A 21,194-nucleotide genomic window follows, 5' to 3' on the forward strand; every position below is an offset into this window, starting at 1 on the left:
ACTTGGTGCCGGGTGGAATTGATTCCCCGGCGTACCGGGCTATAGGCCCATGCCATGCGCACCGCCTCGATCAACCGCAAGACTCACGAGACCGACATCGCCGTGGAGGTCAACCTCGACGGCACCGGAGCCTATCAGGTCTCCACCGGGATCGGTTTCCTCGATCACATGATCGAGCAGTTCAGCCGCCATTCGCTGATCGACATTACCTGCCGGATCAAGGGCGACCTTCACGTCGACCAGCATCATACGACCGAGGACAGTGCCATCGCCATCGGGCAGGCCATCAGCCAGGCGCTGGGCGACCGCGCCGGGATCGGCCGCTACGGCGACGTCCATTCGCCGATGGACGAGGCGCTGAGCCGCGTTTCGCTGGATATCTCGGGCCGCCCGTGGCTGGTCTGGAAGGCCGGTTTCACGCAGGAGAAGCTGGGCGAGTTCGACACCGAGATGGTCGAGCACTGGTTCCATTCGATTTCGCAGGCCGTGGGCATCACCCTGCATATCGAGCTTCTCTACGGCACCAACAATCACCATATCTGCGAGGGTATCTTCAAGGGCTTCGCGCGCGCCATGCGCAGCGCGGTGGAGCTCGATCCGCGCAAGGGCGGGGCAATCCCCTCGACCAAGGGCATTCTCGGACAGGACACGCTCTGATGGCCAGCTTCATCATCTCGCTTCGCTACACCGCTCCGATCGAGGACGTGGACGGCCTGCTGGCCGATCATGTCGCCTGGCTGCGGGCCAACCACGCCGAAGGCCGCTTCCTGGGCTGGGGCCGCAAGGTTCCGCGCGAAGGCGGCATCATTCTCGCCCGGGGCGACAGCATCAACGAAGTCGAGATCCTGGCCGCCAGCGATCCCTTCGTGGCGGGCGGGGTCGCCGAAGTCGAAGTGATCGAATGGGCGCACGGCTTCCTCGACGACAGCATCGCCGGTCTGGCCGGATGACCGGAGGCCGCCCGACCCTGGCGCTGATCGACTACGGCGCGGGCAACCTCTATTCGGTGGCCAACGCGCTGCGGGCGGCCGGAGCCGAGGACGTGGCGATCACCGCCGATCCCGCCGTGGTGCGCGCGGCGGACCGCATCGTCCTTCCCGGCGTGGGCTCGTTCCGCGCCTGCGCCGAAGGGCTCTGGGGCATTCCCGGCATGGTCGAGGCGATGGCCGAGCGGGTCCATGTCGGCGGGGCGCCGTTCCTCGGCATCTGCGTGGGCATGCAACTGCTCGCCACCCAGGGCCTCGAACACGGGGTGACGCGGGGGCTGGACTGGATCGGCGGGCAGGTCCGGATGATCGAGCGTACCGACCCCCACATCAAGATCCCGCACATGGGCTGGAACGATGTCCTGCTCGGCCGCAAGGACCCGGCGCAGGGGCTGATCGAGCCCGGCGAGGCCTATTTCCTGCACTCCTACCACTTCCAGCCCGATGACGGTGCGCATGTGGCGGCGATGACCGACCACGGCGGCGGCCTGGTGGCGGCGGTGGCGAAGGACAATGTCGTGGGCGTGCAGTTCCACCCCGAGAAGAGCCAGGCCTACGGCCTCGCGCTGCTGACCCGTTTCCTCGAATGGAAGCCCTAGAATCATGATCGTTTTTCCCGCCATCGACCTCAAGCAGGGTCAGGTCGTGCGTCTCGCCGAAGGCGATATGGACCGCGCCACCGTCTATGGCGACAATCCCGCCGCGCAGGCCATGCTCTTTGCCGAAGCGGGCTCGCAGCACCTGCATGTCGTCGATCTCGACGGTTCCTTCGCGGGTCGGGCCGAGAACCGCGAAGCGGTGGAAGCCATCCTCGAGGTGTTCCCCGGCCACGTCCAGCTTGGCGGCGGCATCCGCACGCCCGAGGCGGTGGCGGGCTGGTTCGACCTTGGCGTCAGCCGCGTGGTCATGGGCACGGCGGCGCTGAAGGACCCGCAGTTCGTCAAGGACATGGCGAAGGCCTATCCCGGCGGCATCGTCGTTGCCGTGGATGCGCGCGACGGCATGGTCGCCACCGAGGGCTGGGCCGAAGTCTCCGACGTCTCGATCGTCGACATGGCCCGCCGGTTCGAGGATGCGGGCGTGGCCTCGCTGCTGTTCACCGATATCGGCCGCGACGGGCTGCTCAAGGGCGTGAACATCGATGCCACCGTCGATCTTGCCCGCCGCACCGACCTGCCGGTCATCGCCAGCGGCGGGGTGAAGGGGCTGGACGACATCCGCCTGCTCTCGCTCCATGCGAACGACGGCATCGAGGGCGTCATCACCGGGCGCGCGCTTTACGACGGCCGGCTGGACCTTGCGGCGGCGATCGCCATGGCTGAAAAGGCGTGAACGAGAACCGCCTCGTCGCGGGTCTGGCGCTGGCCATCCTCGTGCCGGGCGCGGTCATGGCCCTGGGCGATTTTCGCAAGGGCAAGGCGCGCCTGATGCTGTTCAGCCGGGCACGCTCGAAAGTGGAAACCTCGCTGGCGGAAAATTCGCGCAAGTTCTGGGCCTACTCCGCCTTCAACCTCGCGGTATGCCTGATGGTCGGGGTGTTCTGCGTGCTGCTGTTCCTGAAGCCCGAGGAGTGAGCTCATGACCGTTCGTATCCGCGTCATCCCCTGCCTCGACGTTCGTGACGGGCGCGTGGTGAAAGGCGTGAACTTCGTCGATCTGGTCGACGCCGGCGATCCGGTGGAGCAGGCCCGCGCCTATGACGCGGCCGGGGCGGACGAGCTGTGCTTCCTTGACATTTCCGCCAGCCACGAAGGGCGCGGCACCCTGCTCGACGTCGTGCAGCGCACCGCAGAGGTCTGCTTCATGCCGCTGACCGTCGGCGGCGGCGTGCGCACGGCCGAGGATGCCCGTGCGCTGCTGCTGGCCGGGGCGGACAAGGTGGCGGTCAATTCCGCCGCCGTCTCGCGGCCCGAAGTCGTGGCCGACATTGCCGAGAAGTTCGGTTCGCAATGCATCGTCGCCTCGGTCGATGCGCGCAAGGTCGCGCCCGGCAAGTGGGAGATCTTCACGCACGGCGGCCGCAAGGCCACCGGGATCGACGCGCTGGAACATGCGGTGAAACTGGCCGACTACGGCGCGGGCGAACTGCTCGTCACCTCGATGGACGGAGACGGCACGCAGAACGGCTACGACCTCGAACTGACCCGCCTCATCGCCGAGAGCGTCTCGGTGCCGGTGATCGCCAGCGGCGGCGTCGGCAATCTCGACCACCTCGTGGCGGGCGTGACCGAAGGCAGGGCCAGTGCGGTGCTGGCGGCTTCGATCTTCCACTTCGGCAAGCACTCGATCGCGGAAGCCCACGCGGCGCTGCGCTCGGCAGGCCTGCCGGCGCGGGGGTAGGCATCCGCAGGGGGGCGGGCGCAGGCGGCCGGAATGTAGTTTCCCGCCGCCGCCTTTCCTCGAAACTTCCACCCGTTTCATTGCCCCGGATCGGGACACGCCCCGATCGCCCCTTGCAGCCCCGCGCCAAGGGTCCAAGGGTTCAGTCAAGTCATCCGCAGGAGCCTGTCGTGCATCACTACCGCTACCTGCCCGCCATGCTGGCGGTATTCCTCGCACCCGTTCCCGCGTTCGCGGCCGATGCCACGAGCCTGCCCGAGCCGAGCGGGCTGTTCCTGCTGGCGATGGGCGTCATCGGCGTGGCGGTGGGCCGCAGGCTGTCGTCGAAGCGCTCCGACTGAGGCGGCGGGGCCACGAAGTCTTGACCCCATCGCCCTTGCGCCGCATGGGCATGACATGAGCAGCTCCGACACCCTCGCGCGCCTGGAGGCGACGATCGCCGCGCGCCGCGCCGCCGATCCCGAAAGCAGCTATGTCGCCCGGCTCAATGCCAAAGGGCTGGGCAAGATCGCGCAGAAGCTCGGCGAGGAAGCCACCGAAACGGTGATCGCCGCGCTGACCGAGGATGAAAAGGCGCTGGTCGGCGAGGCTTCGGACCTGATCTTCCACCTCATGGTCCTGCTGGGTGCCCGCGATGTGCCGCTGAGCGCTGTCCTGGCCGAACTGGATCGCCGCGAAGGCGTCTCGGGCATCGCCGAGAAGGCTGCTCGTCCCAGGGACTGAGGCCCAGTCCGGCCGCATTCGAAATCTTTCGGGAGAAACCGATGCCGATCGACCCCAAGCTGCCTTACGACGACAACAACATCTTCGCGAAGATCCTGCGCGGCGAACTGCCGTGCAGCAAGGTCTACGAGGACGAATTCGCGCTGGCCTTCAACGACATCCGCCCGCAGGCGCCGATTCATGTGCTGGTGATCCCCAAGGCGCCCTACGTTTCGTGGGACGATTTCACCGCCAAGGCCGGCGATGCGGAAATCGCGGGCTTCATGCGCGCGGTGGGCAACGTGACGCGCCAGCTCGAAATGGACGGGCCGGGATATCGGCTGATGGTGAACATGGGCACCAACGGCCATCAGGAAGTGCCGCATCTCCATGTCCACATCTTCGGCGGACGCCAGTTCTTCCAGATGATCGCGGAATAACGGCCGGGGGCGGCGGCAGCGCTGCGGAAATTCCGACAAGTCCGACGATTACGACGCAATTAACCGTCGGCTTGCCCGCACGCGCGGGATAACTGCGACGAGTGGATTGCACTGCCGGCCTCGCCCGCTACACAACCTGACGGCATGAGCAGCGATCCTCTTCCTCCCAGCGGCGTCCTCGACGGTCCGGTCCACCGCTATGCGCTTCGCGTGTTCTACGAGGACACCGACGCGGGCGGCGTGGTCTATCACGCCAACTACATCCGCTGGTTCGAACGGGCCCGTTCCGACCTTCTCGACCTTCTCGGCATCGACCAGCGCGCCGCGCTGGAATCCGGGGAAGGGCTCTACACCGTGGCGGAAGTGAACATCCGCTACCTTTCGCCCGCGCGCCTGGGCGACGGGGTGGTGATCGATACCCATGCGCTGCAGGTCGGCCGGGTGAGCTGCACCCTTCGCCAGGTGGCCCGGCGCGGAGAAATCCGCCTTGCCGAGGCCACGGTAAAGGTCGGGTTCATCAGCCCTGAAGGACGACCGCGCAGACAGCCCGCCGACTGGCAACATGCTTTCGCCTCGCTCCTGGGTGAGCATCCGAAAGGACAAGAATGACGTTTGAAATGCTCGCCGCCGCCGTAACCATCGGCAGCGATTCCGATCACCTCAACCCGGTAAAGCTGTTCCTGCACGCCGATATCGTCGTGCAGGCGATCATGGCCGGGCTGATCCTGGCGAGCGTCTGGGTCTGGGCCATCATCATCAGCTTCATGCTGCGCATCGGCAGCCTCAACCGCAAGTGCGCGGATTACGAGGAAGGCTTCTGGGAGGCCCAGAACTTCGAGGCCTACCAGAAGGAACGCCGCCGCGGCGACGTGCCGATGGGCAAGGTCGCGGGCGCCGGTCTTGCCGAATGGCGCCGCAATGCCGCGATGCCCAAGTTCGATCCCGAAGGCGCGCGCGAGCGTATTGCCTTGGCCATGACCTCTTCGGTCGGCGAGGAAAGCGACATCATCTCGAACCGTTTGAACTTCCTGGCCACGGTGGGCTCGGTCGCGCCGTTCGTGGGCCTGTTCGGCACCGTCTGGGGCATCATGAACAGCTTCTTCCAGATCGGCCAGCAGCAGAATTCCTCGCTCGCGGTGGTTGCTCCCGGCATTTCGGAAGCCCTGTTCGCCACGGCCATCGGCCTGTTCGCGGCCATCCCGGCGGTCATCGCCTACAACCGCTTCTCGCACCGCGTGAACCTGTTCGAATCGCGCCTCCAGCGCTTTGCCGACCGTCTGCACTCCGCGCTCACCCGTGAGCTGGAGCAGCGCTGATGGGCATGGGCGTTTCCGGCGGCGGCAGGCGAGGTAGCCGGCGCAGCGGCGGGGGACGTACCCCCATGGCCGAAATCAACGTGACGCCGCTGGTCGACGTCATGCTGGTGCTGCTGATCATCTTCATGGTCACCGCGCCGCTGCTCAAGGCCGCGGTGCCGATCGAGCTGCCTGACAGCCGGGCCAAGGCGATGAGCGAGGAGCAGGACCAGATCACGATCACGGTCCAGCGCGACGGCACCGTCTACTACGAGGAAGCGGCGCTGGCGCCGGGCGAACTGGCAGAGCGTCTTGCATCGGTCCCCGCAGGCGCCGACGGCCGCAAGCCGCAAGTGACGCTGCGCGCCGACAAGGCGCTGGACTACGGCCGCGTCATGGACGTCATGGGCGAACTCAATCACGCCGGGTTCACGTCGATCTCGCTGGTGACGGGTGTCAGCAGCGGTTCAGGCGGCTGAGTTAGGCTGGCACGATGGCAATGCTGGGATTGCGCAAGGACGAGGGGCTGGGCCTCACCGTGGCGGTCGCGCTGCACCTCGGGGTGCTGGCGGTGATCATGCTGCGTCCGGCGCAGAACGAGGTGGTGAAGCCGCCCGAGCGTATCGAAGTGACGATCAGCGACGAAGTGGGGCTCACCTCGACCTCGCCCGATCCGAACAGCCAGGCCGCGCCCGACATCGCGCCCGAACTGGGCGAGGCCGCTCCGCCGCCGGCACCCGAGCCGGCGCCTGCCCCGGAACCCGCCCCGATCCAGCCCGCGCCGCTGCCGCCCCGGCCCCAACCGCCGAAGCCGCAGCCTGCTCCGGTGCCGCAACCCGCTCCGAGGCCCGCTCCGAGGCCCGCGCCGCCAAAGCCGGCCGAGAGGCCGAAGCCCGCGCCGAAGCCGGCTCCCAAGCCTGCGCCCGCTCCCGCGAAGCCCAAACCCGCGCCGGCAAAGCCTGCGCCTGCAAAGTCGGCGCCGTCCAAGGGCAGCGCTATCGACCGGATTGTCAGCAAGCCGGGCGCGGCGGACAGCAAGGCCACCACCCCGCCCAAGAAGGCGGGCGGCAGCCGCGTGGGAGCGGACTTCCTCGCCGGCGTTTCCGGCGCCACGGCCACGCAGGGCAAGGGCACTCCGGCCGCGGCGCTTGGCCCCGAGGTGAAGTCTGCGCTGTCCGGTGCGATCACCCGCCAGCTCAAGCCGCACTGGCAGGCGCCGCAGGGACCGGACGCCGAGGAACTGGTGACTTACCTTGCCTTCACGCTGAACAAGGATGGCAGCCTTGCCGGCAAGCCGACCGTTGTGCGCCAGACCGGCATAACCGACACCAACCGCAACCAGGCCGCCCGCCATGCGGAGCAGGCGATCCGCGCGGTGCAGCTTGCGGCGCCGTTCAACCTTCCCGATGAATACTTCGATGCGTGGAAGCGCGTATCGTCGTTCAAGTTCGACAAGAGGCTATCACAATGACCCACCGGACCTTTTCGACACGACTGCTTCCGCTGGCTCTCGTCTTCGCGCTGGCGGGCGCACCGCTTGCCGCGCAGAATGCGACGCCGGTCGCCATTCCCGGACCGCCCGCAGGGGCCGACATGGGTGTGCAGCCCGATGACGGCGGCCTGACCGGCTCGGTTTCCGACGAGAACGAGTGGCAGGATCTCGGCATCGCCATCACCACGTTCGCCACGGACGCCGACGTGCCGACCCGCACCAATGCCGGGTCCACCGCCGCGCTCGGCCGCGCGCTGTCGCAAGTGGTCGCCGCCGATCTCAAGAACAACGGCCTGTTCAAGCCCTCCGGCCCGGACGGTCTGCCGCAGCCCGCTTTCGGCCAGATCCAGTCGCCCGACTTCCCCACCTGGTCTGCCCGCAGCGCGGACATGCTGGTGCAGGGCTTCGTGCGCGCCAATCCCGACGGCGACCTGACCGTCGGCTGCTATCTCTACGATGTCGCCCTGAAGCAGCAACTCACCAAAGGCGGCTGGAAGGTGGGCGCCGGGGACTGGCGCCGCGCCGCGCACAAGTGCGCCGACATGGTCTATTCGCGCCTCTCGGGCGAAAGCCCGTTCTTCGATTCCAAGATCGCCTATATCGCCGAGACCGGTCCGAAGGACCACCGCATGAAGCGGCTGGCGATCATGGATTCGGACGGCGCCAACCACCGCTACCTAACCAGCGGCCAGTCGACCGCGCTCACCCCGCGCTATTCGCCGGACTATTCGAAGATCCTCTACCTGTCCTATCTCAACGGACAGCCGAGCATCTATGTCTACGATCTGGCCAGCAACACCCAGAAGCTGATCGCGCGCACCGGCAACCCGACGATGGCGCCGCGCTGGTCGCCGGACGGCAAGTGGGTGCTCTACTCGATGGCCTCGGGCGGCAACACCGACATCTACCGCATCTCCTCGGCCGGCGGCGGCACCCCGCAGCGCCTGACCAACACGCCGGGCATCTCGATCGGCGGGTCCTACTCGCCTGACGGCAACCAGATCGTGTTCGAAAGCGACCGCTCGGGCAACCAGCAGATCTACGTGATGAACGCGGACGGTTCGAACCAGCGCCGCATCAGCTTCTTCGGCGGCCGCTCCGCAACGCCCGAATGGAGTCCGCGCGGAGACCAGATCGCCTTCACGCACGTTGCCGGAAACTTGCGCATCGCGGTGATGAACCCGAACGGCGGCGGCATGCGCCACCTCACGGATTCGTGGCAGGACGAAGCGCCCACCTGGTCTCCGAACGGCCGCATCATCCAGTTCTTCCGCACCGCCAAGACGGCGGGAACGGCGTCGATCTGGCAGGTCGATCTTACCGGCCGCAACGAGCGCAGGCTGCCGACCCCGGTGGGCGCCTCGGACCCGGCCTGGGGCCCCGTTCGCCCCTGAGGCCAGCGATTATTGCAGCCTGAAGGAACGTCCCTGAAAAGGGGCGTTCGTTCAGGTTGACAGCATTTGAAATTATACGGAACTTCAACAATCGCAGGCCATTCATAATTGGCTGCGCACTTTAGGAGATTGCCTCATGCCTGCCCTCATGTCCCCCCGCCATGTGAAGACCGGATCGACAATGCTCCTCCTCGCCGGCGCGCTCGCCATGTCGGCGTGCGCATCGAAGGCGCCGAAGGAACTGCCGCCCGAGCCGGGCCCGGCAACCACCACCACTGGCCCCACCCAACCGAGCGGCCCGCAGGCCGGCAGCCAGGCGGACTTCCTCGCCCGCATGATGGGTTCGGACACCATCTATTTCCAGCTGAACGAGGACACCATCGATTCGGCCGACCAGGCAGCGCTTTCGAAGCAGGCCCAGTGGCTGCTTCAGTACCCCAACAAGCGCGCCACCATCGAAGGCCATGCCGACGAACGCGGCACCCGCGAATACAACCTCGCGCTGGGTGAGCGCCGCGCCAATGCGGCCAAGAACTACCTCATCAGTCTGGGCGTCGATGCCTCGCGCCTGAATACCGTGAGCTACGGCAAGGAGCGCCCGATCGCGCTCGGTTCGGACGAAGCGTCGTGGGCGCAGAACCGCCGCGCGGTTACCGTCACGATCGACTGATCGGGCGCGCTCCGGCGCAGCAAATCGGCCCGGTTCGCGTCAGCGAGCCGGGCTTTTTTGCATGCGGGGCAAGCCATACGCACTTGCATTGGCTTCGAGTCGGCAGGTATCGGCGTTCGAATGAGTCGCGCAGGTCGATCACAGGACTGGGGTTTCCCGCGCTGGCGCGGCTATGGCAGCTCGCACGAGGCTGCCCAGGTGCGCCTGTGCGATCGCCACGGCTGCACCGATCCGGGCAACTGCCCCGCGCCCAAGAGCCCCAACAGCCCCGACCGCTGGTACTTCTGCCAGAAGCATGCCGCCGAATACAACGCCGGGTGGGACTATTTCGCCGGTCTCGACGCCGAAGAAGCCGCCCGGCGCGAGCAGGACGAGCAGGCGCAGACATCGGGCTACAAGGAATCCTCGCACTACGGCTGGGCCGGTTCGGGCGACGGTTCGCGCAGCGGCGACGAACTGCGCGCGCTCGAAGCGCTGGGTCTCGACCCGGATGCCGAGTTCGATGCCGTGCGCAGGGCCTGGCGCGCCAAGGCCAAGGAAGTCCACCCCGACGTGCGCCCCAACGATCCCGAGGCGGCCAAGGCGTTCCAGACCTATCAGCTTGCCTACGAAGTCCTGCGCGCGGCGGAAGAACGCCGCGAGTGGAAGGGATGACGGGCGCCGCCCGCCCGGATTGACCGGGGCGCGGCGGCTGTTTCGCGGATCGATGCGATATTGCGGCCATGGCAGCCGCGCGGGTGGACATGCCCGGAGAACGGCTCCAAGAAGCTGCCACCCCCCGACCGCGCCCCAGGTCGTCCACCGAGAGTCGTGATGATATCCAGCCGCCTGTTGCCTCGCCGTGTCCGCGTCGTCCTGCGCCGCCACGGTCCCGAAGCGCTGGTCTGGCGGAGAAGGGTGGCGATCGTCGGCGGCGCCGTGCTGGTCGGGCTGGTGGCCCTGGTGTTCGCCGAAATGGCCGACCGGGCGAATGCGCTGTTCCATATCCTCGCGCGGGACTGGTGGTGGGCGCCGCTGCTGGCCACGCCCGCCGGATTTGCCGCCATCGCCTGGCTGACCCAGCGCTTCGCACCGCTGGCCAGAGGTTCGGGAATTCCGCAGGTCATGGCGGCCACGAAGAATCCCGAAGCGGCGATGTCGACGCTGGTTTCCGCGCGGGCCGCCATCGCCAAGTTCTTTCTGACCGTGGGCGGGCTGCTGGTCGGCGCTTCGGTCGGCCGCGAAGGGCCCACCGTCCAGATCGCCGCCGCCATCATGGGCCGCATGCACCGCATCTTGCGGGTGCCGCTGCGTTCGTCGGTCTATATCGCGGGCGGAGCGGCCGGCGTGGCGGCGGCGTTCAACACGCCGCTGGCGGGCGTCGCCTTTGCGATCGAGGAACTGGCCGCCGCTTACGAGCAGCGCATGACGCTGCTGGTCATGGCCGCAGTGCTCATCGCCGGCATGGTCAGCCTGGGCATCGCAGGCGATTACATCTACTTCGGCGCCATGCGGCAGACCCTTGGGTTCCAGCAGGCGCTTGTCGTGACGCCGGTTGCCGGAATCCTCGGCGGGATGGCGGGCGGCGGTTTCTCGCGGTTGATGCTGGCCTCGGGCACGAGCGCGATGCGCCCGATGGTCTGGCTGCGCGCGCGTCCGGTGCTGTTCGCTGCGGGCTGCGGTATCGTCGTCGCGGTCCTTGGCGTCTCGACCGGGCTGACCTGGGGGACCGGGTACGATACCGCCCATGGAATCATCGCCGGTCAGGACGTGCCCCTCTGGTTCGGCGCGGCGAAGTTCGCGACCACTCTGGCGACGGCGGTTTCCGGCATTCCCGGCGGCATTTTCGCCCCGTCGCTGTCCATCGGCGCCGGGATCGGTGACCTGCTGCGCGGCATCTTTCCCGACTATCCCCCCGGCGCGATCGTGCTTCTGGGCATGGTGGCCTATTTCACCGGCGTGGTCCGCGCGCCGTTGACGGCGGTCATCATCATCTCGGAGACGACGGCCAGTCGCGGGCTGATGATGCCCTTGCTGGCCGCCGCGCTGATCGGAGACTTTGCCGCACAGCTCGTGAGCAAGGAGAAGCTCTACCACGGGCTGTCGCAGCGCTTCCTGCAAAAGGGCGCCTGATCGCGGACCGCCCCGCGCCGCCGCCCGTCTCGCGGGCGGCCGTCCACACCGCATGACGGCCGCACAAACACAAAGGGCGCGCCTTGCGGCGCGCCCTTTGCGGTTTGCACCGGCCGAAGCCGATGCCTGAAGCCGATGCTTACTTGGGCGAAAGCACCATGAGCATCTGGCGGCCTTCCATGCGCGGATAAGCCTCGATCTTCGCGACGTCCGCGACATCTTCCTGCACGCGGCGCAGCAGGTTCATGCCGAGCTGCTGGTGCGAAAGTTCACGGCCGCGGAAACGCAGGGTCACCTTCACCTTGTCGCCATCGCCGATGAAGCGCTGGATATTGCGCATCTTCACGTCATAGTCGTGATCGTCGATGTTCGGACGCATCTTGATCTCCTTGATCTCCTGCGTCTTCTGGGTCTTGCGCGCGGCATTGGCCTTTTTCTGGGCCTCATACCGGAACTTGCCGACATCCAGGAACTTGCACACCGGCGGGTCCGCGTTGGGCGAGACTTCGACCAGGTCAAGGCCGACTTCGGCCGCCTGCTCGATCGCCTGGCGCGTGTACATCACGCCGATGTTCTCGCCGTTTTCGTCGATCACGCGGACCTTGTCCGACTGGATCATGTTATTGTAGCGCGGTCCGCTCTTGACCGGTGGCGTCATCATGCGCCGGGGTGGGGGTGCTATAAGCGTTCTCCTGAATCGTTTCTGTCGCTAGGCGAGTGCGGGGTCATTAATGCGAATCGCGTCCGCACGCAAAGCACGATTTCACGCAAATTCTACAGGACGCCCGGGCCGTGTGAAACGGCCGACCTGCAATATAGGGTGTCAGGCTGCGGATCGCCATAGGGGGTAGCGCAGAAGCTGGTCCTTCGCGGCCACCAGTGCGTCTATTTCCCGTGCCGGTTGCAGCGCTTTCAGGATAGCCGGATCGGCCGCGTCCATGCCGCCGGTGAGCGCGCCGAAAGCGGGCAGGATCAGGCGGTTGCCGCTATGCACCACGCAGGGGCGGGCGATGCGGCGGCCCCTTGCGTGAACCACCAGACGGGGGTGGAAATGGCCGGAAAGCTCGGGTTCGGTGGTTCCCGGCAGGGCTTCATGGCGCAGCATGATTCCTTCCACGGCGATCTCCTCCACCCGCGTGCCGCCGGCTTCGCTGCCGAGGTGCGGATCGTGGTTGCCGGTGATCCACACCCAGTCCAGCGCGCGGGTCAGCGCCGACAGCATCCCGGCGGCGTGCGGTTCGAGCCGCTCCGTTCCCTTGCTGTCATGAAAGTTGTCCCCAAGCGCAAAGACCCGCCGGGCGCCTGTCTGCCGCACGGCAAGGGCAAGGCGCTCCAGCGTTTCGCGGCTGTCATACGGGGGGAGCATCTGCCCGCCCCTGGCATAATAGCTGGCCTTTTCGAGGTGCAGGTCGGCAACGAGCAGGGCCTGTTCGCGCGGCCAGTAGAGCGCCGCGCCGCGTCCGGCCGCGAATCCCGCCGGCGTGGGGACCAGACGCAATTCCTGCGTGCAGAACGAAAAGGGAACCATGGCTTTCCCTTGCCGCAGGCCGCGCGATTTGGCAAGCGCCCCGGCTGAAGAGGAGATGCGATGACCGACTGGACCGCCCAAACCGAACGTGCCCGTGACTGGTTCGAAACCCTGCGCGACCGGATCTGCGCCGAGTTCGAGGCGATTGAGCGCGAGGCGGGCTCGCCGGCGTCCTTCGGCTATACCCCGTGGCAGCGCGCGGCGGTGGAAGGCGGCGAAGCCGGGGAGACCGGCGGCGGCACGCGCGGCCTGATGAAGGGCAGGGTCTTCGAGAAGGTGGGCGTCAACGTCTCCACCGTCGTCGGCTCGCTGGCGAAGGATTTCGCGGGAACCATCAACGGCGCGTCTGCCGAACAGAACGCCTTTTCCGCCACCGGCATCAGCCTGGTTGCGCACATGGCCAATCCGCATGTTCCCGCGGTGCACATGAACACCCGCTTCCTGACGACCACCAGGGCGTGGTTCGGCGGCGGCGCCGACCTCAATCCGCCGCTGCCCTACGACGAGGACACGGCCGAGTTCCACGCCGAGCTCAAGGCCGCCTGCGACGCGCACGGAGTGGACTATTACGACCGCTACAAGGCGTGGGCGGACGAATATTTCTACATCCCGCACCGCAAGGTCCATCGCGGCGTCGGCGGCATCTTCTACGATCACCTCGAATGCGCGGACGAAGCGGCATGGGAGGCGAACTTCGCCTATACCCGCGCGGTGGGCGAGGCGTTCCTCGCGGTGTTCCCGCGCCTTGTGCGGCGGCGCATGGGCATGGCGTTCACGCCAGCCGACAAGGTGCGCCAGCTCGAATGGCGCGGCCGCTATGCCGAATTCAACCTCGTCTACGACCGGGGCACCCTGTTCGGGCTCAAGACCGGCGGCAATATCGACGCGATCCTGATGAGCCTGCCGCCCGAGGCGAGCTGGAGTTGAAGCGGGCCGGAAGATCGAGCGCGCTTTTCTGGAACGGGGCGTGAGGTTTTCGTCGATGGACAGGGGGCAATTCGCTCGCGGATAGAAGGGCTTCCTTCTCCGGCCGATCCGGCCGGGACAGCTCCCGCGAGTATGGCATGAACCTGAGCAGACGTACCCTCGTGCAGGCGGCCCTCTGCGCGCCCGCGTTTTACGGATCGGGCGCGGCGCGCGCGCTGGCCGCGCCGCCTGCGCAGGACATGGCCGCCTTCATCGCCGCGATGCCCAAGGCGGAATATCACGTCCATCTCGAAGGCACGCTGGAAGCGGAGATGAAGTTCGCGCTGGCGCAGCGCAACGGCTTGAAGCTGCCCTATGCCGATGTCGCGGCGATGAAGCGCAGCTATGTCTATCACGACCTGCCGAGCTTCCTGGCGATCTACTATGACGGCATGAACGTCCTGCTGAAGGATCAGGATTTCTACGACCTCGCTTACGCCTATCTGGCCAAGGCCCATTCGCAGAACGTGCTCTATGCCGAGATGTTCTTCGATCCCCAGCAGCATATCGACCGGGGCATCCCCGTAGAGGCCGTGATCGGCGGGATCACTCGGGCGCGGGCCGATGCGCAGGCGAAGCTCGGCATCGAATCCCAGCTCATCCTCTGCTTCATGCGCGACCTGACGGCGGACAATGCGATGAAGGCGCTCGATGCGGCGCTGCCTTACCGGGACAGTCTGGTCGGCGTCGGCCTCGATTCCGACGAGAAGGATAATCCGCCGGGCAAGTTCGCGGCCCATTTCGCCAAGGCACGCGCGGCGGGGCTCCATGTCACGGCCCATTGCGACGTCAACCAGAAGGACACGCTGGACCACATCCGCGAGGCGCTGGTCGATCTCGCGGTCGACCGGATCGATCATGGCGGCAACATCCTGCAATCGCCCGAACTCATGGCCATCGCCAGGAAGCGGGACGTGACCTTCACGGTCTGCCCGACCTTCTCGGGCCAGATCATGGTGGCGGGCAAGCCGGTGGACGTGGTGCGCGGCATGCTGGACCAGGGCCTGAAAGTCACGATCAACTCTGACGATCCGGCCTACATGGGCAGCGAATACGTGAACGAAGTGCTGGTAAAGGCACAGGCGCGCAGCAACCTGACCAAAGCGGAACTCGTCCGGATAGAACGCAATGCCTTCGACACCGCGTGGATCGCGCCGGAGCGCCGCGCGCGGTTCCAGGCCCGGCTCGGCGATTTCGCGCGGGAATGGGGCGCTGCCTGACGCGGTTGTGGCAATGCCGGGCACATCGCTGTAGGTGGCGCGCGAAAGCTCAGACAGTTCAGGTAGAGGCATGGCCCGCAAATATTCGAAACACGGCCCTTACGACGACGTGCAGGACGAGGAAGAGGAAGCGCCGCCGCCGGTGCCATGCTGGCTCTGCGGCCGCCCCACCGGCAAGACCATCGTCTGGCACCACCCGGTTCCCAAGAGCCGTGGCGGGCGCGATGTCGTGCCGATGCACTCGATTTGCCAGCAGACGCTGATCGCCAACTTCACCAATTCCGAGCTTCAGCGCCACGGGATGGACGTGCAGGGGCTGCTGGACAATCCCAGCGTGCGCAAGTTCGTGGACTGGGTGGCGAACAAGGACCCGGACTTCACCGCGACCATCACCAAGAAGCGCCGCTGACCCGGTAGCCGATCCTGCAAACATGGCTTGATCTCGCCGCCGTCAGGGTGCCAGATGAAGCCATGCAGGAACACACTCGCGCGATGATCGCCGCCGCCGCCTTTGCCTTCCTTACCGGAAAGAAGGTGGGGGGCCTTTACGATCACTCGGCCGGACGCGATCGGCGGATCGCCGCCGAATCCCGCGGCGACCAGTTGCAGGGGTTCGACGGCGATCGCGGCGCGAAGTTCGGCGGCACCCTTCCTGAAATCCGCGATGCCGCAGATGGCGCTTTCATCTCGTTCGAGGTCGAAGGCGCGAAAGTGCGCGGGTTCGACCGGGGATCCTCGCAGTTCTACGAGGCGCAAGTGGCCGACGGGCTCGTGCAGGTCTACGACCATGGATCGGCCGCCTGGTTCGTCTATGACGTGCAGGACGCGGATGCCGCGCAAAGCTATCACCGCGGCGCGGAGGCCTGACGCCACCTGTGCGCCGGGCGCAAAGCTGAAACGCCCCGCAGCCTCCTAATCGACCGTAGCCGCCGCGCCTATCTTTCCGCCGAACGCAATTATCAGGAAGGATTTCCCATGGACCTCAAGATCGCCGGCAAGACCGCTCTCGTCACCGGATCGACCGCCGGCATCGGCCTTGCCATTGCCGCCCGGCTGGCGGACGAAGGGGCCGAAGTCGTGGTTACCGGCCGCAACCAGGCCAAGCTCGATGCGGCTGCCGAGGTTGTCGGCCGCCTTGGCAAGGTGCGCCCGGTGCTCGCCGATCCCGCCACTGCCGAAGGTGCGCAGGCGCTGATCGCGGCGGTTCCCGAGGTCGATATCCTCGTCAACAACCTCGGCATCTACGAGGCGCGGCCCTTCGTCGAGATCACCGACGCGGAATGGCTGAACTTCTTCGAGGTCAATGTCCTCAGCGGCATCCGTCTTTCGCGCCACTATTTCCCGGGAATGCTGGAGCGTGACTGGGGCCGCGTGATCTTCATCTCCAGCGAAAGCGGGCTGATGACGCCGGGCGAGATGGTTCACTACGGCATGACCAAGACCGCGCAGCTTGCCGTCGCGCGCGGCATGGCCGACGCCACGCGCGGCACGAAAGTCACCGTCAACAGCGTGCTGCCGGGGCCGACGCGTTCGGAAGGCATCGTCGAGTTCATCCGCTCGGTGGTGGAGAACAAGGACGCCTCCGAAGCCGAGCGCGAGGAGGAGTTCTTCTCCCGGCTGCGTCCGCTCTCGCTGATCCGCCGCCTGATCGAGGCGGACGAAGTGGCGGCGATGACCGCATTCCTCGCCAGCCCGCTCGCCGCCGTGACCAACGGCGCGGCGATCCGGGCAGAGGGCGGGATCCTGCCGACTATCGCCTGATCCATGAAGACCGGTGCAGGGCGCGGTTCAAGCCGCGTCCTGCCCTTGCAGACTATGGGCGCCGGCCATGGGGGGCCAACCTCAGGGGCCCACCACGGGAATCTTCCAGCCGCGTCTCGGTATTTGTCCCGATGGGGCTCCCGGACTGCACGGTGCATGATCCAGCCTTGCGAGTGTTGTCGCTTCGGCAGCATGACGGGAGCTGTATCATGCAGGATCAATCGTGGAAAATCTTCACCGGCGCCACTTTCCTGCTGCTGGTCTTTGCGGTGATCCCCAAGGCGTGGAGCCAGGACCCGGCGCCGCCTGCGGTGTCGTCCGGGGCCGATGCCCGCGACAAGGTCGTGGAGGTCTGCATGGCCGAAGCCAAGGCGCGCGGGGAAAAGCAGGGCGCGGTGGACGTCGCCATCCGCAAGGTCGAGGACACCGACAAGAAGAGCGACGGCCGCGCCTCGCTCCGGGCCGAGGTCGATGTGACGACCCGCGAGAAGGACGGCAAGATCAAGACCACGCAGAAGACCATCAAGTGCGATACCCGCGACGGCGTCATTACGGGGTTCAAGTATTAGCCGTCCTTGCGGATGTCTTCCGGGATAGACGCAGACCAATCGCGACAGCCTCGGCATGATGGGCTTTCCCACTGTCAGCGGCGGCTTTCCATCAGCGGCTGGATGCGGGTGCCGAAGGCTTCCACGCCTTCGATGAAGTCGTCGAAAGTGAGGAGGACGCCGCCGGTGTTGGGCACTTGCGCCATTTCGTCCAGCATCCGCGCCACGCTTTCGTAGCTGCCGACCAGCGTGCCCATGTTGATGTTCACCGCGCCTTCGGGTGCCGCGAGCTGGCGGACGTTGGTGTCGGTGTTCACGGTGTCCTTCGCGCCCTGATCCGCCAGCCAGGCGATGGCTTCAAGGTCGACGCCGTCGTTGTAGCTCTTCCACTTGGCCATGGCCTCTTCGTCGGTTTCGGCGGCGATCACCATGACGAGGACGAAGACCGAGACTGCGCGTCCGCTCTCTGCCGTGAATTTCGCGAGGCGTTCGTTGTTGAAGACGAAGGCGGTAGGCGTGTTCACCCCCTTGCCGAGGCAGAAGGCATAGTCCGCCCACTTCGCCGAGAAGGCCAGCCCCGCATCGGACGAGCCCGCGCAGATGATCTTCATCTCCGCCTCAGGCTGGGGGCGGACGAGGCAATCTTCCATCTGGTAGTACTTGCCCTTGAAGTCGGAGCGGCCGGTTTCCCAGAGTTCGCGCAGGACCTGCGCATATTCGCCCAGCACTTCGTAGCGGTTGCGGAAGTGCTCCTCGCCCGGCCAGAGCCCCATCTGGGTATATTCCGGGGGCTGCCAGCCGGTGATGAGGTTGAGCCCGAAGCGGCCGTGGCTGATGCTGTCGATCGTGTTGCACATGCGCGCGGCGAAGGCCGGCGGGATGATGAGCGTGGGGCAGGTGGCGAAGATCCTGATCTTCTCGGTCACGGCGGCGAGCCCGGCCATCAGGGTGAAGCTTTCCAGGCCATATTCCCAGAACTCGGTCTTGCCGCCGAAGCCGCGCAGCTTGATCATCGAGAGCAGGAAATCCAGCCCGTGCTTCTCGGCGCTTTGCGCAATCTGCTTGTTGAGATCGAAGCTGGGTTTGTATTGCGGCGCGTTCTCGCTGATCAGCCAGCCGTTGTTGTTGATGGGAACGAAAACGCCGACCTGCATGATTAGCTGCTCCTGAGAAAATCGAGGACGAGGCGATTGAAGTTTACGGGATCGGTGACGTTGCAGGCGTGGCCGCCCCATTCGAACAGGGCGACTTCGGCGCTCTCCACCGGCGCGGCGAGATCCAGCGCGGTGGCATGGGGCACCAGGAAATCGTCACGGGCGGCAATGACCAGCAGGTTTTCCAGCGCGGCAAGACCGGCGGGATCGGGGGCATAGGCCTGCACGGCGGCGATGCGCTTGGCCGTGGTCGCCACGCCGGGAAATGCGGCAAGGTGATGCGCGAGTTCCGCCTTCAGCGCATCGTCATGCGCGGCGATCCAGTCCGGCGGGAAGAGGAACAGCGGCTGGGCTTCGAGAAAGGCCTGCGGCCCGGCGCCGTGCAGCAGGGCGAGGCGGGCGGCGAAGCAGCGGCGGGTATGGGGAGAAAGCGCGCGCCAGCCGTTGATGACGGTCAGCCGCTCGATCCTGCCGGTGCGGATGGCGGTTTCCACGCCGATCGCACCGCCAAGCGCATGGCCGATGAAATGCGCGCGCTCGACCCCGAGAGCGTCCATCAGCAGGATCACGTCGCTCGCCATGTCTGCTACCGAAGTGGTTTCCGGCAGGGTGCGGTCGCTGCGGCCGGTGCCGCGATGGTCGTAGGCGATGACGCGGAAGTGTTCGGCAAGGGCAGGGCGGTTTGGCGCCCAGTAGCCCGCCGAGCCGCCGAGGCCGCTGGACAGGATCAGCGCGGGCGCATCGGCGCTGCCGTGGATTTCGTAATGGAGCCCGGCAACCTCAGCCAAGATGGGCGACCGAGGCGATCTCGACCAGGCAGTCCGGCTTCACCAGTTCGCACTTGATGCAGTAGCGGGCCGGTTTGTCTCCGGGAAAGTACTCGGCATAGACGGCGTTGAAGGCGGCATAGTCTGCCAGGTCCTTGAGGAAGATGTGGTTCATGGCAATGTCGGCCATGGTGCCGCCGGCCGCTTCCACGGTGATCCTGATGACGTCCAGGACATGGCGGGTCTGCGCGGCGGCATCGCCGACGTGCAGCACCGTGCCGCCTTCGCCAAGCGCGAGCACGCCCGAGACGTAGACCGTGTTTCCCGCTTTGGCGCCCGCCGAATAAGGCGCGATGGGCGCGGGGAACTGCGGCGGGTTGATCGGTTCGAATGGCATTACGGCTCCCCCAATGGTGTCTCGCGCGCCGGAAGCTGGCCGACGGCGGTGCGGAAATCGGCGACGCTGCTTACCCAGCCGAAGAATTTCTCGACATTGTAGAGGCTTGCCTCCCGGATGAAGTCCGGCCCAAGGTGATGGACCGCGTCTTCCAGCAGCACCCCGAAATATTCGAGATGGAAACCGTCGCGCAGGGTCGATTCGACGCAGACGTTGGTGGCGATGCCGGTGAACACCAGCGTGCGGATGCCGCGCGCGCGCAGCACAGAATCGAGCTGCGAGTTGAAGAACGCCGAGTAGCGCGGCTTGTGGACGCGCAGGTCCCCCGGTTGCGGGGTCAGCGCCTCGACCAGCTCATAGTCCCAACCGCCGCGGGCCAGGAAACGGCCCGCCAGTTCGGGCCGCTTGCGCATGGTCTTGAGCGCGTTGGACTTGTGCCAGTTGGGGGACTGCGGGGTGCCGGCCTCGGCATAGTCCGCATCCCAGCCGTTCTGGAGGAAGATCACCGGCATCCCGGCATGGCGGGCAATGTCGAGCACTTCGGCAACCCGGCCGATCGTTGCCGCGGCGGGGCCGACATCGAAACCCGCCTCGTCCACATAGCCGCCCTTGCTGGCATAGGCGTTCTGCATGTCGACGACGATGATCGCCGTGCTTTCGGGGTGCAGCCTGATCGGTTCGGGACGTGCCGGCAGGGTCACCGAGGGACCGGTGCCGGCGGGGACGGGATCGACGATCGCTTCGTTCACCCTTCGCACTATTGTGCAGTTGCAACAGGAGATCAAGCGGTTGCGGCCGCGCGGCGCGCCGGTTCCGGTCGGGGGTGTTTCAGTATGCGTTCTGTACCGTTTGTGTCGGTTTGTACTGCTGCTCAAGCACTTCGAGGAAATGGGCGTTCCGGCGCTGGTTTTCCGATCCCAGCGCCTCGATATCGAGGGTATGGAACAGTTCCACGCCGAAAGCGCGGTCTTCCACCCAGCGCACCTGGCCGACGTGCTCCACGTTTTCCGGCATGCGGATGCAGACGATCTCGTCATGACGAAGCGCGGATTCCTGCGGTTTCATGCCCCGCAGGGCAAGGCACATGCCCCGCTCCGAGACGTTGCGCACGATCACCGGCTGCTCGGCGGCAGTCTGCTGTGCGGGGACTGGCGCAGAAGGCTGGCGCCGATCAGCGTCCGCATCCGCGGCGCGCGGGGCCTCAGCCGCCGGACGGGAAGGAATGCCGCATCGAGGAGTTCCGCCTCCGTCATCCCCAGGATGGCGGCGTAAACCGCCGTTTCCATAGAACTCGCCATGAACACCTCCTGCTGGGACAGATTGGGACAAGATCGGGGGTTGGGACCGTCACCAGATACGTCGGGGCTCTGCATCGCCATGGTCCCGGTCCCGCCGCCATGGTGCTGTCCGGGACCTTCCGCC

Annotated in this window: 31 protein-coding genes; 23 read left to right on the forward strand and 8 right to left on the reverse strand. The window is 66.4% G+C overall.

Going from position 1 to position 21,194, the window contains the following annotated elements:
- Positions 1 to 54: 54 nt before the first annotated feature.
- The 17 genes from hisB to U9J33_RS04685 all read left to right on the forward strand — a co-directional run bounded on the left by hisB (position 55) and on the right by U9J33_RS04685 (position 11,431).
- Positions 55 to 657 (forward strand): imidazoleglycerol-phosphate dehydratase HisB, encoded by a 603-nt coding sequence (gene hisB / locus U9J33_RS04605; RefSeq protein WP_324698189.1) that lies wholly within the window; start codon positions 55 to 57, stop codon positions 655 to 657.
- Positions 657 to 950: a YciI family protein gene (locus tag U9J33_RS04610; protein ID WP_054436470.1), complete on the forward strand. Its 294-nt coding sequence runs from the start codon at positions 657 to 659 to the stop codon at positions 948 to 950. Before hisB ends, U9J33_RS04610 begins: the two co-directional genes overlap by 1 nt.
- Positions 947 to 1,585: an imidazole glycerol phosphate synthase subunit HisH gene (gene hisH / locus U9J33_RS04615; RefSeq protein WP_054436469.1), complete on the forward strand. Its 639-nt coding sequence runs from the start codon at positions 947 to 949 to the stop codon at positions 1,583 to 1,585. Before U9J33_RS04610 ends, hisH begins: the two co-directional genes overlap by 4 nt.
- A gap of 4 nt (positions 1,586 to 1,589) precedes the next feature.
- Positions 1,590 to 2,318 (forward strand): 1-(5-phosphoribosyl)-5-[(5-phosphoribosylamino)methylideneamino]imidazole-4-carboxamide isomerase, encoded by a 729-nt coding sequence (gene hisA, locus U9J33_RS04620; RefSeq protein ID WP_054436468.1) that lies wholly within the window; start codon positions 1,590 to 1,592, stop codon positions 2,316 to 2,318.
- Positions 2,315 to 2,560: a hypothetical protein gene (locus tag U9J33_RS04625; protein ID WP_054436467.1), complete on the forward strand. Its 246-nt coding sequence runs from the start codon at positions 2,315 to 2,317 to the stop codon at positions 2,558 to 2,560. The genes hisA and U9J33_RS04625 overlap by 4 nt, the downstream gene beginning before the upstream one ends.
- 4 nt (positions 2,561 to 2,564) lie before the next feature.
- A complete protein-coding gene (gene hisF, locus U9J33_RS04630) occupies positions 2,565 to 3,326 on the forward strand; it encodes an imidazole glycerol phosphate synthase subunit HisF (protein ID WP_132469913.1) in 762 nt (253 codons plus the stop codon).
- Positions 3,327 to 3,496: 170 nt separating this feature from the next.
- Positions 3,497 to 3,667 carry a PEP-CTERM sorting domain-containing protein gene (locus U9J33_RS04635; protein ID WP_292637113.1) on the forward strand — a complete coding sequence of 57 codons (171 nt, stop codon included), beginning with the start codon at positions 3,497 to 3,499 and terminating at the stop codon, positions 3,665 to 3,667.
- A 55-nt stretch (positions 3,668 to 3,722) separates the two neighbouring features.
- Positions 3,723 to 4,049: a phosphoribosyl-ATP diphosphatase gene (locus U9J33_RS04640; RefSeq protein ID WP_324698195.1), complete on the forward strand. Its 327-nt coding sequence runs from the start codon at positions 3,723 to 3,725 to the stop codon at positions 4,047 to 4,049.
- 41 nt (positions 4,050 to 4,090) lie between these two features.
- Complete coding sequence (locus U9J33_RS04645; RefSeq protein ID WP_054436465.1) at positions 4,091 to 4,468, forward strand: histidine triad nucleotide-binding protein; 378 nt, start codon at positions 4,091 to 4,093, stop codon at positions 4,466 to 4,468.
- 144 nt (positions 4,469 to 4,612) lie between these two features.
- A complete protein-coding gene (locus tag U9J33_RS04650) occupies positions 4,613 to 5,077 on the forward strand; it encodes a YbgC/FadM family acyl-CoA thioesterase (RefSeq protein WP_185997997.1) in 465 nt (154 codons plus the stop codon).
- A complete protein-coding gene (tolQ, locus tag U9J33_RS04655) occupies positions 5,074 to 5,784 on the forward strand; it encodes a protein TolQ (protein WP_132469911.1) in 711 nt (236 codons plus the stop codon). The genes U9J33_RS04650 and tolQ overlap by 4 nt, the downstream gene beginning before the upstream one ends.
- Entirely contained in the window at positions 5,784 to 6,242 is a 459-nt protein-coding gene (locus U9J33_RS04660) for an ExbD/TolR family protein (protein WP_054436464.1), read from the forward strand. The genes tolQ and U9J33_RS04660 overlap by 1 nt, the downstream gene beginning before the upstream one ends.
- A 14-nt stretch (positions 6,243 to 6,256) precedes the next feature.
- Positions 6,257 to 7,234: a hypothetical protein gene (locus U9J33_RS04665; protein WP_324698200.1), complete on the forward strand. Its 978-nt coding sequence runs from the start codon at positions 6,257 to 6,259 to the stop codon at positions 7,232 to 7,234.
- Positions 7,231 to 8,649, forward strand: coding sequence for a Tol-Pal system beta propeller repeat protein TolB (gene tolB / locus U9J33_RS04670; RefSeq protein WP_185997995.1), 1,419 nt, complete (start codon positions 7,231 to 7,233; stop codon positions 8,647 to 8,649). The genes U9J33_RS04665 and tolB overlap by 4 nt, the downstream gene beginning before the upstream one ends.
- A gap of 136 nt (positions 8,650 to 8,785) precedes the next feature.
- Positions 8,786 to 9,319: a peptidoglycan-associated lipoprotein Pal gene (gene pal, locus U9J33_RS04675; RefSeq protein ID WP_231635780.1), complete on the forward strand. Its 534-nt coding sequence runs from the start codon at positions 8,786 to 8,788 to the stop codon at positions 9,317 to 9,319.
- Between the two features lie 120 nt (positions 9,320 to 9,439).
- Complete coding sequence (locus tag U9J33_RS04680; protein ID WP_132469909.1) at positions 9,440 to 9,973, forward strand: J domain-containing protein; 534 nt, start codon at positions 9,440 to 9,442, stop codon at positions 9,971 to 9,973.
- A 159-nt stretch (positions 9,974 to 10,132) separates the two neighbouring features.
- A complete protein-coding gene (locus U9J33_RS04685; RefSeq protein WP_324698203.1) occupies positions 10,133 to 11,431 on the forward strand; it encodes a chloride channel protein in 1,299 nt (432 codons plus the stop codon).
- 139 nt (positions 11,432 to 11,570) lie between these two features.
- Here the strand turns inward: U9J33_RS04685 and infC are convergent, their stop codons facing one another.
- Together infC and pdeM are read right to left on the reverse strand one after the other, a co-directional pair.
- Positions 11,571 to 12,092, reverse strand: a complete 522-nt coding sequence (gene infC / locus U9J33_RS04690) for a translation initiation factor IF-3 (protein WP_054436461.1) — start codon at positions 12,090 to 12,092, stop codon at positions 11,571 to 11,573.
- A gap of 162 nt (positions 12,093 to 12,254) precedes the next feature.
- Entirely contained in the window at positions 12,255 to 12,959 is a 705-nt protein-coding gene (pdeM, locus tag U9J33_RS04695) for a ligase-associated DNA damage response endonuclease PdeM (protein WP_185997993.1), read from the reverse strand.
- Between the two features lie 60 nt (positions 12,960 to 13,019).
- Between pdeM and hemF the strand changes: the two genes are divergently transcribed.
- The 6 genes from hemF to U9J33_RS04725 all read left to right on the forward strand — a co-directional run bounded on the left by hemF (position 13,020) and on the right by U9J33_RS04725 (position 17,475).
- Positions 13,020 to 13,886, forward strand: coding sequence for an oxygen-dependent coproporphyrinogen oxidase (gene hemF, locus U9J33_RS04700; RefSeq protein WP_324698206.1), 867 nt, complete (start codon positions 13,020 to 13,022; stop codon positions 13,884 to 13,886).
- A gap of 137 nt (positions 13,887 to 14,023) precedes the next feature.
- Positions 14,024 to 15,145 (forward strand): adenosine deaminase, encoded by a 1,122-nt coding sequence (gene add / locus U9J33_RS04705; protein WP_324698208.1) that lies wholly within the window; start codon positions 14,024 to 14,026, stop codon positions 15,143 to 15,145.
- A gap of 70 nt (positions 15,146 to 15,215) precedes the next feature.
- Entirely contained in the window at positions 15,216 to 15,554 is a 339-nt protein-coding gene (locus tag U9J33_RS04710; RefSeq protein WP_054436458.1) for a hypothetical protein, read from the forward strand.
- A gap of 62 nt (positions 15,555 to 15,616) precedes the next feature.
- Positions 15,617 to 16,012: a hypothetical protein gene (locus U9J33_RS04715; RefSeq protein ID WP_324698211.1), complete on the forward strand. Its 396-nt coding sequence runs from the start codon at positions 15,617 to 15,619 to the stop codon at positions 16,010 to 16,012.
- Between the two features lie 108 nt (positions 16,013 to 16,120).
- Entirely contained in the window at positions 16,121 to 16,906 is a 786-nt protein-coding gene (locus U9J33_RS04720; RefSeq protein WP_132469908.1) for an SDR family NAD(P)-dependent oxidoreductase, read from the forward strand.
- A gap of 209 nt (positions 16,907 to 17,115) precedes the next feature.
- Positions 17,116 to 17,475 (forward strand): hypothetical protein, encoded by a 360-nt coding sequence (locus U9J33_RS04725; protein ID WP_054436456.1) that lies wholly within the window; start codon positions 17,116 to 17,118, stop codon positions 17,473 to 17,475.
- 74 nt (positions 17,476 to 17,549) lie between these two features.
- On the opposite strand, the gene rutA is transcribed toward U9J33_RS04725, so the two are convergent.
- The 6 genes from rutA to U9J33_RS04755 all read right to left on the reverse strand — a co-directional run bounded on the left by rutA (position 17,550) and on the right by U9J33_RS04755 (position 21,070).
- Positions 17,550 to 18,608: a pyrimidine utilization protein A gene (gene rutA, locus U9J33_RS04730; protein ID WP_324698214.1), complete on the reverse strand. Its 1,059-nt coding sequence runs from the start codon at positions 18,606 to 18,608 to the stop codon at positions 17,550 to 17,552.
- Positions 18,609 to 18,610: 2 nt separating this feature from the next.
- The gene (rutD, locus tag U9J33_RS04735) at positions 18,611 to 19,396 is read right to left on the reverse strand and encodes a pyrimidine utilization protein D (protein WP_324698216.1); all 786 of its coding nucleotides are present in this window, start codon (positions 19,394 to 19,396) and stop codon (positions 18,611 to 18,613) included.
- Positions 19,389 to 19,772, reverse strand: a complete 384-nt coding sequence (gene rutC, locus U9J33_RS04740) for a pyrimidine utilization protein C (RefSeq protein ID WP_054436454.1) — start codon at positions 19,770 to 19,772, stop codon at positions 19,389 to 19,391. Before rutC ends, rutD begins: the two co-directional genes overlap by 8 nt.
- Positions 19,772 to 20,521 carry a pyrimidine utilization protein B gene (rutB, locus tag U9J33_RS04745; protein ID WP_324698219.1) on the reverse strand — a complete coding sequence of 250 codons (750 nt, stop codon included), beginning with the start codon at positions 20,519 to 20,521 and terminating at the stop codon, positions 19,772 to 19,774. The genes rutC and rutB overlap by 1 nt, the downstream gene beginning before the upstream one ends.
- Positions 20,522 to 20,600: 79 nt before the next feature.
- The gene (locus U9J33_RS04750; RefSeq protein ID WP_324698221.1) at positions 20,601 to 20,888 is read right to left on the reverse strand and encodes a hypothetical protein; all 288 of its coding nucleotides are present in this window, start codon (positions 20,886 to 20,888) and stop codon (positions 20,601 to 20,603) included.
- Positions 20,885 to 21,070 (reverse strand): hypothetical protein, encoded by a 186-nt coding sequence (locus U9J33_RS04755; RefSeq protein ID WP_324698223.1) that lies wholly within the window; start codon positions 21,068 to 21,070, stop codon positions 20,885 to 20,887. Before U9J33_RS04755 ends, U9J33_RS04750 begins: the two co-directional genes overlap by 4 nt.
- Between the last annotated feature and the right edge of the window lie 124 nt (positions 21,071 to 21,194).

This window comes from Novosphingobium sp. RL4 (assembly GCF_035658495.1).
Taxonomy (GTDB): domain Bacteria; phylum Pseudomonadota; class Alphaproteobacteria; order Sphingomonadales; family Sphingomonadaceae; genus Novosphingobium.

Coding starts and splice junctions, on each gene's coding strand:
- hisB (WP_324698189.1), top strand. CDS start 55: ATGCGCACCGCCTCGATCAACCGCAAGACTCACGAGACCGACATCGCC.
- U9J33_RS04610 (WP_054436470.1), top strand. CDS start 657: ATGGCCAGCTTCATCATCTCGCTTCGCTACACCGCTCCGATCGAGGAC.
- hisH (WP_054436469.1), top strand. CDS start 947: ATGACCGGAGGCCGCCCGACCCTGGCGCTGATCGACTACGGCGCGGGC.
- hisA (WP_054436468.1), top strand. CDS start 1,590: ATGATCGTTTTTCCCGCCATCGACCTCAAGCAGGGTCAGGTCGTGCGT.
- hisF (WP_132469913.1), top strand. CDS start 2,565: ATGACCGTTCGTATCCGCGTCATCCCCTGCCTCGACGTTCGTGACGGG.
- U9J33_RS04640 (WP_324698195.1), top strand. CDS start 3,723: ATGAGCAGCTCCGACACCCTCGCGCGCCTGGAGGCGACGATCGCCGCG.
- U9J33_RS04645 (WP_054436465.1), top strand. CDS start 4,091: ATGCCGATCGACCCCAAGCTGCCTTACGACGACAACAACATCTTCGCG.
- U9J33_RS04650 (WP_185997997.1), top strand. CDS start 4,613: ATGAGCAGCGATCCTCTTCCTCCCAGCGGCGTCCTCGACGGTCCGGTC.
- tolQ (WP_132469911.1), top strand. CDS start 5,074: ATGACGTTTGAAATGCTCGCCGCCGCCGTAACCATCGGCAGCGATTCC.
- U9J33_RS04660 (WP_054436464.1), top strand. CDS start 5,784: ATGGGCATGGGCGTTTCCGGCGGCGGCAGGCGAGGTAGCCGGCGCAGC.
- U9J33_RS04665 (WP_324698200.1), top strand. CDS start 6,257: ATGGCAATGCTGGGATTGCGCAAGGACGAGGGGCTGGGCCTCACCGTG.
- tolB (WP_185997995.1), top strand. CDS start 7,231: ATGACCCACCGGACCTTTTCGACACGACTGCTTCCGCTGGCTCTCGTC.
- pal (WP_231635780.1), top strand. CDS start 8,786: ATGCCTGCCCTCATGTCCCCCCGCCATGTGAAGACCGGATCGACAATG.
- U9J33_RS04680 (WP_132469909.1), top strand. CDS start 9,440: ATGAGTCGCGCAGGTCGATCACAGGACTGGGGTTTCCCGCGCTGGCGC.
- U9J33_RS04685 (WP_324698203.1), top strand. CDS start 10,133: ATGATATCCAGCCGCCTGTTGCCTCGCCGTGTCCGCGTCGTCCTGCGC.
- infC (WP_054436461.1), bottom strand. CDS start 12,092: ATGATGACGCCACCGGTCAAGAGCGGACCGCGCTACAATAACATGATC.
- pdeM (WP_185997993.1), bottom strand. CDS start 12,959: ATGGTTCCCTTTTCGTTCTGCACGCAGGAATTGCGTCTGGTCCCCACG.
- hemF (WP_324698206.1), top strand. CDS start 13,020: ATGACCGACTGGACCGCCCAAACCGAACGTGCCCGTGACTGGTTCGAA.
- add (WP_324698208.1), top strand. CDS start 14,024: ATGAACCTGAGCAGACGTACCCTCGTGCAGGCGGCCCTCTGCGCGCCC.
- U9J33_RS04710 (WP_054436458.1), top strand. CDS start 15,216: ATGGCCCGCAAATATTCGAAACACGGCCCTTACGACGACGTGCAGGAC.
- U9J33_RS04715 (WP_324698211.1), top strand. CDS start 15,617: ATGCAGGAACACACTCGCGCGATGATCGCCGCCGCCGCCTTTGCCTTC.
- U9J33_RS04720 (WP_132469908.1), top strand. CDS start 16,121: ATGGACCTCAAGATCGCCGGCAAGACCGCTCTCGTCACCGGATCGACC.
- U9J33_RS04725 (WP_054436456.1), top strand. CDS start 17,116: ATGCAGGATCAATCGTGGAAAATCTTCACCGGCGCCACTTTCCTGCTG.
- rutA (WP_324698214.1), bottom strand. CDS start 18,608: ATGCAGGTCGGCGTTTTCGTTCCCATCAACAACAACGGCTGGCTGATC.
- rutC (WP_054436454.1), bottom strand. CDS start 19,772: ATGCCATTCGAACCGATCAACCCGCCGCAGTTCCCCGCGCCCATCGCG.
- U9J33_RS04755 (WP_324698223.1), bottom strand. CDS start 21,070: ATGGCGAGTTCTATGGAAACGGCGGTTTACGCCGCCATCCTGGGGATG.